10 protein-coding genes are annotated in these 11746 nt (G+C 73.0%); 5 read left to right on the top strand and 5 right to left on the bottom strand.

Annotated features, from left to right (window positions below; translation table 11 throughout):
* Nucleotides 1-3: 3 nt before the first annotated feature.
* Nucleotides 4-714: a DUF2510 domain-containing protein gene (locus DN771_RS30220; RefSeq protein WP_205528803.1), complete on the bottom strand. Its 711-nt coding sequence runs from the start codon at nt 712-714 to the stop codon at nt 4-6.
* A 130-nt stretch (nt 715-844) separates the two neighbouring features.
* On the opposite strand from DN771_RS30220, the gene DN771_RS27605 reads away from it, so the two are divergent.
* Complete coding sequence (locus DN771_RS27605) at nt 845-2047, top strand: hypothetical protein (protein ID WP_162942495.1); 1203 nt, start codon at nt 845-847, stop codon at nt 2045-2047.
* Nucleotides 2048-2071: 24 nt separating this feature from the next.
* Here the strand turns inward: DN771_RS27605 and DN771_RS27600 are convergent, their stop codons facing one another.
* Both DN771_RS27600 and DN771_RS27595 read right to left on the bottom strand, forming a co-directional pair.
* The gene (locus tag DN771_RS27600) at nt 2072-2755 is read right to left on the bottom strand and encodes an ABC transporter ATP-binding protein (protein ID WP_117000799.1); all 684 of its coding nucleotides are present in this window, start codon (nt 2753-2755) and stop codon (nt 2072-2074) included.
* Between the two features lie 16 nt (nt 2756-2771).
* A complete protein-coding gene (locus tag DN771_RS27595; RefSeq protein ID WP_117000798.1) occupies nt 2772-4424 on the bottom strand; it encodes a hypothetical protein in 1653 nt (550 codons plus the stop codon).
* A gap of 86 nt (nt 4425-4510) precedes the next feature.
* Here DN771_RS27595 and DN771_RS27590 point away from each other — a divergent pair, with 86 nt between their 5' ends.
* From DN771_RS27590 to DN771_RS29895, 4 genes are all read left to right on the top strand, one after another.
* Complete coding sequence (locus DN771_RS27590) at nt 4511-5101, top strand: disulfide oxidoreductase (RefSeq protein WP_205528802.1); 591 nt, start codon at nt 4511-4513, stop codon at nt 5099-5101.
* Nucleotides 5098-5979, top strand: a complete 882-nt coding sequence (locus DN771_RS27585; RefSeq protein ID WP_117000797.1) for a TlpA family protein disulfide reductase — start codon at nt 5098-5100, stop codon at nt 5977-5979. The genes DN771_RS27590 and DN771_RS27585 overlap by 4 nt, the downstream gene beginning before the upstream one ends.
* Before the next feature lie 38 nt (nt 5980-6017).
* The gene (locus tag DN771_RS27580; RefSeq protein WP_117000796.1) at nt 6018-7280 is read left to right on the top strand and encodes a hypothetical protein; all 1263 of its coding nucleotides are present in this window, start codon (nt 6018-6020) and stop codon (nt 7278-7280) included.
* A gap of 148 nt (nt 7281-7428) precedes the next feature.
* Nucleotides 7429-10434 (top strand): BTAD domain-containing putative transcriptional regulator, encoded by a 3006-nt coding sequence (locus DN771_RS29895; protein WP_162942494.1) that lies wholly within the window; start codon nt 7429-7431, stop codon nt 10432-10434.
* Nucleotides 10435-10443: 9 nt separating this feature from the next.
* Here the strand turns inward: DN771_RS29895 and DN771_RS27555 are convergent, their stop codons facing one another.
* Nucleotides 10444-10644, bottom strand: a complete 201-nt coding sequence (locus tag DN771_RS27555) for a hypothetical protein (RefSeq protein ID WP_162942493.1) — start codon at nt 10642-10644, stop codon at nt 10444-10446.
* 5 nt (nt 10645-10649) lie between these two features.
* Nucleotides 10650-11603 carry a hypothetical protein gene (locus tag DN771_RS27550; protein ID WP_205528801.1) on the bottom strand — a complete coding sequence of 318 codons (954 nt, stop codon included), beginning with the start codon at nt 11601-11603 and terminating at the stop codon, nt 10650-10652.
* Nucleotides 11604-11746 lie beyond the last annotated feature (143 nt).

Below are 11746 nucleotides of genomic sequence, written 5' to 3'. Positions count from 1 at the left end.
CGATCAGGCCACGGGCGGGTCGGTGTACTGCTGGCCGGCACGCGAGACGTGCTCGGTCCAGGCACCACCGTCCCAGTAGCGCAGCTCGAAGCGTCCGGCGGGGTCGGCATACCAGCCGGCCGGCACCTGTGGGGCAGCTGTCTGCTGGACCGCCGCGGCCTGCTGCGACGACCCGCTCCAGGACGACGCGCCCTGGGAGGAGCTGTCCGACGAGGTGGACGCCGACGAGGTGGACGCGCTCGACGTGTCCGAGCCCCAACCCGAGCTCTGACCGCCGGACTGCTGCGACGACGTGTCGGTGCCCCAGCCGCCGCTGGCCGCGGTGGAGGTGGTGGCCGACTCGGCCGCACCCCAGCCGGTGCCACCCGACGACGGGGTCTCGGTGGCGGGCGGCGCGGACGACTCGGCGGCGGCCGTCACCGTCTCCGGCGCGCTCGCCGAGACCGGCTCGGGGGCCGCGGTGGCCGCGTCGCTCGTGCTGTCGCCGGCGGCCGGCGACGTGGTCGTGTCGGACGCGCTCTCGGACGATGCGCTGTCGGACGTCGCACCGTCGGACGACGCCGACTCGGCGGCCCGGCGCAGGTAGGCGACGACGTCGGAGCCGGCCGTGACGACGGCCACGACGTCCCAACCCTCTGCGGACTTCTCCGTGAGTGTCGGAGCCAGCGAAGCGGCCTCGAACGAGGAAACACTGACGGAGGCGAACTCGTACATGCTCCGCATGGTAAAGGCTCGTCGAGGGGTCTGTCTCGCACCGGCGCCAGATTCCTGCCCCGCACCGCGCCGCGGGGACCGGCGAATATCCCGTTTACCGCCTCGGGCGGTGTGGCTACCGTGCGCCGCCATGTCTCGCCCCACCACCCTCACCTGGTCGACGCTGGCTCGCACCATGGCCGGCACGGTCGTCGCCGTCGCCACGATCGTTGCCGGCGGAGTGGCCACCGCGAGCAGCGCCGCGCCGCCGTCGGCGTCCGAGCACGCTCAGGTGGTCGCCCAGGGAATCGTGAGGTTCGACGGTGCTCCCCGGCACTGGCAGCTCACGCCGTTACCGGCGACCCCGACGCCGGGCGACGCCGACACGTCCGCGCCGAGCTTCATCGTCTCGGAGGGGCCAGATGCCCTCATCGTGGCCGACGGGTCGGGCCCGATCGCCCGGCTCGCCCCCGGCGAGGCGGTCTTCCGGCCGGAGGGCTCGACCACGTCGCTGCGCACGCCTGCGGCCGCCGCCGGTCAGGGGTCGGCGTTCGGCATCGTGCCAGGGTCGGGAGATCCGGCGCTCACGTTCACCGCTCCCTCCGGGGATCGTGACGTCGATCTCGTCCGCGACGTCCTGGCCGCAGGGGAGACGCTCACGGTGACCACCGACGTCTCGGCGTTCGGCGTGGTCACCGAGGGCACGGCGTCGATCAACGGGACGACCGTCAACGTCGGAGAGAGCTTCGGCGCCGTCGGCGCGGTCACCATCACCAACGGGGGCACCGGTCGGCTCGTCGTGCTGGTGGCCGTCATCGGCCCGCCGCTCGACGGAGGCGGGGTCGTCGTCGTGCCGATCCCGACCGCGGCGGGGAGCACGGCCCCCGCCGGTGGTCCGTCGGCGACCGAGCCGCCGGCCGGATCGACGCCGACGACGACGCAGGGTCCGAGCGCCCCGTCTCCCACCACGACCACCACGACGACCGAGCCCGAGCCGGTGGACACCGACAGCGACGGCCTGACCGATGCCGAGGAGGCGGCCGCCGGCACCGACCCCAACAATCCCGACTCGGACGGTGACGGCGTCAACGACCGCCTCGAGGTGCAACGCGACGACCTCGACCCGACCAACCCCGACAGCGACGGTGACGGCCTGAACGACGGCAAGGAGCTCGACTTCAGCTGCGATCCGGCGGTCGCCGACACCGACGGCGACGGACTGTCCGACAAGCAGGAGGTGCTGTTCATGGCCGGCGCCAACTGCCTGCTGGCCGACAGCGACGGCGACGGCTCCAGCGACGGCGACGAGTACAACGCCGGCACGGACTGGAACGATCCCGCCAGCAAGCCGTGACGGTGGCGATCGGGCGGCACCCGATCAGCGCGTGACGACCTCGTCGGGATCGACGTCGCCGGGCGGACCGTCGTAGATGATGTCGCCGTCGCGCAGGGCGACCACCCGCTCGGCCTCGGTGACGGTGGTCAGCTCGTGGGTGGCCACCACCAGCGTGGCGCCGTCGGCATGGGCACGCCGGAACAGTTCGAGCAGGGCGTTACGACCCGCCTGGTCGAGGCCGACGAACGGCTCGTCGACCAGCATCACCTCGAACGGACGGACGAACGCCAGCGAGATCGCCGCCTTCTGGCGCAGTCCCCGGCTGAACGTCGTCGGCAGGTCGTCGGCGCGGTGGCTGAGGCCGAGCATCTCGAGCAGTTCGGTGGCGTGCGTCTCCCAGCCCTCGGTGTCGTGCAGGCGGGCCACGTATTCGAGGTGTTCCCACAGCGAGAGGTCGTCGTAGAACACGGGCTGGTCGCCGAGGAAGCTGGTGAAGGCCCGGGCCTCGATCGACCCGACGTCGTGGCCGACGACGTGCACGGTGCCGGTGGTGGCGTCGAGCATGCCCGCGGCGAGCCGGAGCAGGGTGGTCTTGCCGCTGCCGTTGTGACCGAGCAGCACGACACGCTCGCCGACTCCGACCGTGAGGTCGATCGGGCCGAGCGCCGGCGCGTCGCCGTACGTCTTGGAGAGCTCGGCCACGGCGAGCGCCGGTGCGGTGTTCATGACGTCCTCGATTCGGTCATCGGCCGGCCTGTGCCTGTCGGCCGCCTTCGAGCAGCCGTTGCCACGCCGCGCTCCACCGCTCGCGGCGCAGCACCCAGAACGCCGTGGCGACGATCACCAGCACGTCGAGGAGCGCCAGCCGAACGGCCTGGGCCGCCGACGGGTCCTCGCGCATTGCCAGGATCGTCACCGAGGCGATCGTGCTGATCACCACGGGGAGCAAGAAGCGGAACGATGACGTGAAGCCGGCGAACTCCGGCGGCACGGCGACGCTGGCCGCCGATTGCTGCTGTTTCGTCGGGTTCGGGGCATCGCGGACCACGCTCACCACGGCACCGCAGGCTCCTGCCCAGGCGATCGGTACGGCGAGGGCGAAGGCGGCGGCGGCATGGCCCGTGTCGAAGATCGTCACGACGACGGCGGCGACCACGGCGAAGGGCACGAGGGCCACGGCGGGAGCGGCGAGGTGGCGAACGAGGAGCCACGGCCGTTCCTTGGGAACACCGTCGGAGAGGTCGGGGTGGTCGATCTCCTGGGAGAGCGGTTCGATCGCCTCGAGCCCGAGCAGGTAGCAGATGACCCCGACGACCACCATCGCCGGCGTCGTCCCGCGTTCGAGGGCGACCGCGGCGAACCCGCCGATCGCGGCGAGCAGGGCCATGCGCACGAGGCGGGACGACGGGTAGCGGGCGAGGCCGCGCAGGTCGCGCAGCCACACGGCCCGCGAGGCGTCGAGCGAGCGCGCCGGGCGCTTGACGGCCGCGGCCGGGCTGGTGGAGCCGAGACGGATCCACGGCTGCGACCGAGGCCGTTCGCCGCGCAGCTGACGGCGCAGCAGCACGACGGTGCGGAGATCCTGCATCGTCACGGCGAAGCGCAGCTGCGACACGAGGTCGGCGCGCCGGGTGAGCGGCTCGAGGCGCAGCCGGTCGCACACCACCAGGGCGACGACGGCGAGGATCACGACGACGGCGGGGACGACGAGGTCGACGGCGTGCTGCCGCATCCCCCACAGGGCCAGGCTGCCGTACCGGTCACCCGGGCCGGGGATCTCCCAGATGGCGGCCGCGGCCTGCCAGGCGACGAGGCCGATGGCGGCGGCGGTGGCCATCCAGCGCGGGATGCCGAAGGCGTGCACCACCACGGCCACGGCGACGAAGGCGAGGCCGGCCACGATGCCGGCGACCGTGCCGGCCAGGGTCCATGCCGCGGCCGAACCCGGCAGCCGACGCGACGCCAGCTGGCCGGCGATGGCGCCGACGAGCGCCCCGCCGAAGGCGGTCGTGCGCATGCGCTGGACGACGGGGCGCAAGAGCACGGAGCGGCGGGGGACGGGCGCCATCATCAAGAAGCGGGCATCGCCGACCTCGAGCGACACCGGGCCGCCGTCGCTGCCGCTGCGCAGCCCGAGGGCGGCGGCGGCGACGAGCGCGAGGCCGAGCCAGGCCGGTCCGCGCGACACGACGTCGGCGACCTCCGACGGTGTCACCTCGGCGTCGTCCACGAAGCCGCTCAACCAGGCGAAGGCGACGCCGCCCACGAGCGCGGCCAGGTAGACGCGGTAGGCCACCTCGAACCACTCCAGCTCTCCCAACCGGTGCCGGCGCCGGGTGCGGCGGAGCTCGGAGACGATCGAGGGACCGGAGACGATCGGGATGTGCACGGCCATGCCGTCTCGGCACGCTACCGGGTCGCTCCGACGACACGAGGGCCGCACTCACGCGCGCGGCGGTCGGTCGGTACCATCTCATGCGCATGGACGTCGAGGCCGTCGAAGCGTTCACGGCGGTCCTCGCCCTGGCTGCCGCTGCCCTCGGGCTGCTCGTGCTGGTCGGCCGCGCCCTGCGGTCCCGCTCGGCGCTGGTGGACGAGGTGATGGTGGTCATCGACGACGCCGCCCTGTGGCTCGCCTTCCTCGTCGCCGCCGGCGCGACCGCCGGCAGCCTCTACTTCTCCGAGGTCGCCGACTTCACGCCGTGCCGGCTGTGCTGGTTCCAGCGCATCGCCATGTACCCGATGTCGTTGCTGTTCCTGGTGGCGGCGATCCGTCGCGACCGCGACGTGCGTTGGTACGCGCTGCCGATGGCCGTGGTCGGGGCGCTGATCTCGACGTACCACTACCTGATCGAATGGCGACCGTCGCTCGAGCGCGGCGCATGCGGCATCGGACCCGAGTCCTGCACGACCATCTGGTTCCGTCGCTTCGGCTTCGTGTCGCTGCCGTTCATGGCGCTGTGCGGGTTCGTCGCCATCATCGGCTTGATGGTCGCGACGTGGCCGGCGGGGGATGACATCGACGACGGGGAACCGAACGAGCCCGACGAACGACCGGAAAGTCGCCCATGAGCAACAAACCCCGCCGCCAGACCCCCGCCAAACGCCCCGCCGGACGCCCGTCGAGCCCGGCATCGAGCCGGCCGGGCAGGTCCAACACGACGACCCTGATCATCATCGCCGCGGCGGTGGCGCTGGTGGCGATCCTCGCCGTGGTGATCGCCGTCGTGGTCGGTGGTGGGGACGACGACGACGAGACCACCGGCTCGACCGTCCCCATCCAGAACGGCGTGGCCGATTGCCGCGCCGTCGAGGTCGGCCCGGCGATCGAGGCGGGGACCCCCGACGCTTTCGTCGCCGGCGACATGCGCCAGCCGGTCGCCGTCTCCGGTACGCCCTTGGACCAGTTCACGCAAGAGATCCAGGCCGGCGACGACCCCGACACCGCGCTCTGCCGGCAGGCCCCGGTGCTGTCGGGGTTCGACTACGCCGGCGACCCGATCACCATCGACCCGGCGGCGGACGGCCCGACGCTGATCGTGTTCCTCGCCCACTGGTGCCCCCACTGCAATGCCGAGGTCCCGGTGCTCAACGAGTGGCGCGACAGCGGTGACATCCCCGACGGGCTCAACGTCGTCGGCGTCAGCACCGGCGTCCAGGAGGACGGGGAACACTACCCACCCGACGAGTGGCTCGCCGAGGTCGACTGGACGTGGCCGGTGCTCGCCGACGGTGACATCTATTCCGACGAGGGTGACGACGGCGTGTTCACCACCGCCTTCCGCTCGTATGGCGCGACCGGCTTCCCCACGCTGGCCTTCGTCGACGCCAACGGCCTGCTGCGCTGGCGACTCAGCGGCGAGGTCCCGAGCTCGGTGATCCAGCAGCTCGTCGAGACCGCCCTGGACACGACCGCGGTCGCTGACACCTCGCCCGCCGACGGTTCCTGACGGACGTCGGTCGGACGGGCCGGTGGTCGGCTCGACCCATGAGGTCCGCGTTCGTCCTCCGTCATCGCCCGGTGCTCGCCGCCGTCCTCATCGCCTCGGCGATCGCCACCGCGGTGGGCACCGCCGGTCCGAGCGCGGCGGATGCGTCGGTTCACGAGTCGTCGCCGGCGGCGTCGCCGCCGGCCGCGACGACGCCACTCGCCGTCGGCACCCGGCTCACCTGGCAGGCCGGCGACGCATCGACCCAGGGCGCCCGGCTCGTCCCCGATCCCAACGGCTGGGTGTGGCGGGACAACCAGTGGTACCGCATCGAGTCGTCCGGCGGGAGCGGAGGCGTCGGGCTGCAGCAGCTCGACATCGTGTCGGACGCCGGCGGGCAGATCGTCGGCGACCTGCGCACGTACGTCACCACCGACCTGCAGACCGGCGTCAGCGTCCCGTCAGGAGCGTCGGTGGTGACGGGCGACGTGACCGAGATCCCGGGCTTCTGGATGGCGCCGGAGCGCCTCGCCGCGCTCACGACGGGCGTCGACGGCAACACGAGGGTGGTGCGGGGCCCGCGGACGTTCAACGGCCAGACGTTCGACACCGTGTCGATCGCCCACGTCGGCAACGGCTCGTACGACAGCAGCAGCTACGACGTGGCAACCGGCCTGCTGCTGTTCGGCGGCAGCATGAGCGCGTCGCCGGGCGTGACGATCACCGACGAGTTCGGCAACCTGCCCGAGACGTTCGCCGGCTCGGTCCGCACCCAGCACGCCCTGTTCGTCGGCTCACGCGAGGTGGTGGTGCCGTGGGCGGACGCGGCACCACCCTCGTGGCTACGGCCGGGACTCACCCTCACGTACCGCGGCCAGACGACGATGGCGTCGGCGGCCCAGACCGGGCTGCCCGGCCTTGACGGGCAGCAGATGGAAGTCAGCCACACCATCGATCAGCTCGTCGGCTCGGCGGCCCTGGCCCGCCAGGTGCTGCGCTTCTCCAACGGGGCAGGGCTCCCGCCCACGGAGTCGACCACGCCGCGTGTGTACGCCAGCGCCATGCTCGACGGGCTGTGGATCCCGGCCGACCGGGTCGCCACGCTCGCCGCCGGCGACGTGCTCGACCAGGATCCGGCGACGGGCCGCAGCATCACGTTCGGCGGCGTGCAGGGCACGACGGCCGTGATCGTCAACACCGGGCCCAGCGACCGGGTCGAGCAGTTCTACGACACGTCGTCGGGCATGCTGGTCGCCAGCCGCGCCACGGTCGCCAACGCAATCGGGAACCAGGTCACCGAGTTGCTGCTGGTCAGTGCCTGACCACGAGTTGCTGCTGGTCAGTGCCTGACCACGAGTTGCTGCTGGTCAGTGCCTGACCACGAGTTGCTGCTGGTCAGTGCCTGACCACGAGTTGCTGCTGGTCAGTGCCTGACCAGTGCGCCGGCAGCGTTCCCCGTACATTGGCGCGGTGCGGGGTGAGGCCGTCGTCGATCGCGATGGGCTGATCGAGCGCGCCCGGCCGGCCCGGGTGTGCGCTATCGAGGCGCCGGGTGGCTTCGGCAAGACAACGTTCGCCCTGGCCCTCGCCAAGCGACACGAATTGGCGACGGTGCTGGTGCCGGTGGCGGACGGGACCGATCGGGCCGAGTTGCTCGTTCTGCTCACCGAGGCGCTCCGGCAGACCGGCCTGGCCGACGTGGCCGAATCGATGGCCCGGACGAACGAGGACAGCGCGGCGACCGACCTCGCAGCCGCCGTCGACGCCCGCGGGGAACCGGTCTGCCTGATCATCGACGACGTCCACCGGCTCACCGCCGTCGCCGCGGAGCTGGTGGCTCACCTCGTGCAAGCTCTGCCACCGGCGTGCCGGGCCGTCGTGGCCGGCCGGCATCTTCCCCCCGCCGTTCGTGAGATCGCCGCAGCCGGCGCGACGGGGGCGGACGTCGCGGCCATCGGCCCCGACGATCTTCGCTTCGATCGCGAGACGATCCGAGCTCTTCTCGCCGCGGGTGCGTCCGCCACGGCGGGCGACACGGACGTCGACGCGGCCTCGGTGTTGGCCGGGGAGATCGCCCGCACCACCGCCGGCTGGCCGCTCGCCGTCGATCTCGTGGTGACCCAGCGGCGCACCCTCACGCTCGATCCGTCGACCTCACCCCGGCCGCTCTCCGACATCATGACGTCGCTCGTCGCCGGGCTCCTCGCCGACCGGCCGCCGGCCGACCGCGACGCGCTGGCCCACCTCGCTGCCGTGCCGATGCTGTCGGCGGACGTGGCCGCCGCCCTCGGCGAGCCCGACGCCCTCCACCTCGCCGAGTCGGTCGGGCTCCCACTCACCCGCCGGTCCGACGGGTGGTTCGCCCTGCCCGACCCGGTGCGGGAGGCGTTCGGCGAGGCGGCGCTCGGCGCCACCAAACGGCGGGCCGTCGCCGCCGTCTACGCCGGCGCCGGCGAACTGGTCGCCGCCGTCCACCTGCTGGCGTCGGCGGGCGACCACGAAGGCGTCGGCCTGATCATCGGCGACCGGCCCTGGACCGAGTTGGAAGCGGCAGGGGTGCCGTTCGTCCGGGTCGTCGCCGCCCACGCCGGTACGCCATGGACGGCGTCGTCGATCACTCTGCTCGTCACGCTCGCCCGCGCCGCCGAGCACGACGATCCGACGCTGCGGAGCGCGCTGCTCGCCGCGGCCGAGCAGGAGACCATCCGTCTCGACGGCGCCGCCGACGCCGTGCTCCGTCGGCGTCTGGCCGCCGAGCTCGCCTACGACGCAGCGCGCCGCGGCGATCTGGAAGCGTGCGACCGGCTCGTCACACAGGCGCTCGCCGGAGACGCCGGAGAGCTCGACACGAGAGCCCGGGCGCTGCTCGCCAGCGGCATCGCCGACACGATCCGGGTGACGCCTGCCGCCTTGGCGAGGGCACGCAACGCCTTGCGCGAGAGTGCCGCCCTCGCCGAACTGGATGGCCAGCTCCGCTGGTCGGCCAGCGCGCTCGTGCGTCTCGGCTACGGGGTGCTGTTCCACGGCGGCGACATCGAGGGGGCGATCGAGCCGATCGAGCACGCCCTCGCCCTCGCGCCCGCCGCCGACGCCGCCCGCGCCCTCACCCTCACGTACCTCAGCGACGTGCTCGACCACGCCGGCCGGGTGGCCGAGGCCGAGGCGGCGTGCCGCGAGGCGTTGGCGATCGGGCATCGCCTGCGGGACCACCGCGTGATCGGCTACGCCTGCTGGTCCCGCGCGTGGGTGGCGGCGCACGCCAACGACCATGCGGCGACCGTCGCATGGCTCGGTGAAGCGCTGGCCCACCCCGGACCATGGCTCGAGCAGGCCAACGGGGCCGAGTTCTACCTCGCCGCCGCCGACATGCTGCTCGCGCTCGGCGACGAGGCCGGAGGGGCGGCGTATCTCGAGATCGCCAGGGCTCGCACCCACGAGCTCGGCCTGCCCGACGCCCTCGCCCCCGTGTTGGGTCGGTGGCAGGCGATGTTCGGCGATGCCGAGGAGGCCGAGACACTGCTCGCCGCGTCGGACGGTCGCCCGTTCGCCACCCGGCTCGGCCGGTGGAACGTCGCCCTGCTGCGGGCCTTCGCCGCCCACCGGCGGGGTGACGTCGAGGCGGCCGCCCGCCACCGCGCCGACGCCTTGGCCATGGCCGCCGAGCTGGGGTGTCCCGATCTGCCCCGGCGTCACGATCGCTGGCTCGACGATCGGTTGGCGCCCTACGACCAGGCCGATCCGGCGTCGTCCTCTCCGTCGCCCTCGCCGTCGCCGTTGTCGCTCGAGCTGCGGATGCTCGGTGGTTTCTCCCTGTTCGAGGAAGGCGCCGACCGGACGCCAGCGCCGGGGAACCCGGCGACGCTCGTCAAGCTGCTTGCCCTGCACGGGTCGATGACCGCCGACGAGGTGCTCGACCGGCTGTGGCCCGACGCCGACGTGTCCACGGCGCGGTCGCGGCTCCGCAACACGTTGAACCGGCTCCGCTCGCGCTCGGGCGAGGTCGTCGAGCGCCGCGCCGAGCTGCTCGAGCTCAGTGCGTCGGTCGTCTCGGACGTCGCCGGGTTCGAGCGCGCCGCCGCCGAGGCGCTCGCCGCCCCTCGCCATCGCCGGGCCGGTCTCGCCCGCCGGGCCGTCGCCCGGTACGCCGGCGACCTCCTGCCCGGGGATCGCTACGAGGACTGGGCGGCGGGACCCCGCGAGCGTCTCCGCCGCCGATACCTGTCACTGGTCGACCTGCTCGCCGCCGACGCCGAGGAGCGCGGTGACCTCGACGAGGCGATCCGTCAGCTCGACGTGGCCATCGCGTGCGAGCCACTCGATGACTCTCGGCCCACCCACGCGGCGCGCCTCTTGCTGAGCCAGGGCCGCCGGGCGAGCGCCCGCGACGTCGTCGGTCAGGCGTTGGCCGTGGTCGACGGGCTCGGTGTCGAGGCCACGCCCGAGCTGCGCCGGCTCGCGGACGAGCTCGGGGTCTGACCGCCGACCTCACGTCAACGAGTTGACGAGGCCGCAGATCAACGAGGCCAGGTCGTCGCCGGCCCGGATGTCGACGACGGTGCCGGTCTCGACCAGTTCGATCTGGCCGACGACGAGGCCGTCGGCCGCGGGGCGGGGCAGCACCCGCAGCAGCAGCGTCGCCGGGGCGGGGTGCCGGGCGTGGGGGCCGTCGGCGGAGAGGGTCCCCACGGTGGTCACGTCGACGCCGGCTGGACGACGAAGAAGGTGTCGAGGAAGGTCTCGAGCGTCCCGTCCGGCGGCGGCGCTCCGAAGGCGATCGCCAGGGCGGCGGTGAAGGCCCGGTCGGGCGGGTTGGCGTATACCTGGGTCACCGTCGAGCCGGCGGTGCCGTCGCAGTCCGTCCACGTGCGCATCACGCCGACGAAGTACCCGTCGTCGTAGTCGGTGACGGCGCCGTCGGTGCACCGGGGGGCCTGGTCGTTCGCCGTGAGGAGGGCCTGGAAGTCGGTCGTGGCGGTGAATGCCTGGTACCAGACCGAGCTGTCGGACGGGCCGTCGCCGGGGATCGACGCCCAGATGGTGGGGTACGGCGTCGATCCGTTGGCCGCCGGCGACGTCTCGACGTCCCACTCCTGCCACGACGTCGGGACGTCCAGTGTCAGCAGCCCCGTGGCGTCGGTGAGCGTGTAGGTGGGTTGCGCGACCAGCGAGTTGAACGAGTCGAGGATCATGTCGATCGCCCCCTCGTGCTCGGGCGTCACGACGATCGTGAGCCAGGCGGTGAACGAGCCGTCGGGAGGGTTGGCGGCGATGTTCACGGTGTGCGACGTTCCGCCGCACCCGGTGAAGTCCTGGCGCAGCCCGACGAAGTAGCCGTCGTCGTAGTCGACGATTGCGCCCGGTGCGCACTGCACGGCGCCGCCGACGATCGCCCCGTTGAGGTCGGTGATGTGGCGGTAGGCGGAGAACACGACCGACGACGTCGCCCAGTTCGCGGCGTGGTCGGCGGCGGTGGCCGCGATGATCCGTGGCGACGTCGGCCCGCCCGAGGTGTCGTGCTCCTCGACCCACGGGGTGGTGTCGGTGAACGACCACGTGGTGGGAACGGTGACCGTGAGCATGCCCCAGTCGTCGACCAGCTCGACCCCGGCGACCGGTGCCACGGACGGTGGCACGGACGGGGGCACGGACGGTGTCACGGTGGCCGCCACCGTGGTCGCGGCGGTCGGCGGGACGGTGGGCGCGGCCGCCGGCGCCGGTGGTGTGGTGGTCGGGGTGGCGTACGGCGGCGACGGCACCGCGGCGTCCGACGGTGCGGCGGCGCCGGCGG

The sequence above is a fragment of the Desertimonas flava genome (genome assembly GCF_003426815.1).
Classification (GTDB): Bacteria; Actinomycetota; Acidimicrobiia; order Acidimicrobiales; family Ilumatobacteraceae; genus Desertimonas; species Desertimonas flava.
The sequence above is the reverse complement of the archived record's forward strand: the minus strand, read 5'-3'. Positions and strand labels throughout refer to the sequence as shown.

Coding starts and splice junctions, on each gene's coding strand:
- DN771_RS27600 (WP_117000799.1), bottom strand. CDS start 2,755: ATGAACACCGCACCGGCGCTCGCCGTGGCCGAGCTCTCCAAGACGTAC.
- DN771_RS27595 (WP_117000798.1), bottom strand. CDS start 4,424: ATGGCCGTGCACATCCCGATCGTCTCCGGTCCCTCGATCGTCTCCGAG.
- DN771_RS27580 (WP_117000796.1), top strand. CDS start 6,018: ATGAGGTCCGCGTTCGTCCTCCGTCATCGCCCGGTGCTCGCCGCCGTC.
- DN771_RS27605 (WP_162942495.1), top strand. CDS start 845: ATGTCTCGCCCCACCACCCTCACCTGGTCGACGCTGGCTCGCACCATG.
- DN771_RS30220 (WP_205528803.1), bottom strand. CDS start 714: ATGTACGAGTTCGCCTCCGTCAGTGTTTCCTCGTTCGAGGCCGCTTCG.
- DN771_RS27585 (WP_117000797.1), top strand. CDS start 5,098: ATGAGCAACAAACCCCGCCGCCAGACCCCCGCCAAACGCCCCGCCGGA.
- DN771_RS27590 (WP_205528802.1), top strand. CDS start 4,511: ATGGACGTCGAGGCCGTCGAAGCGTTCACGGCGGTCCTCGCCCTGGCT.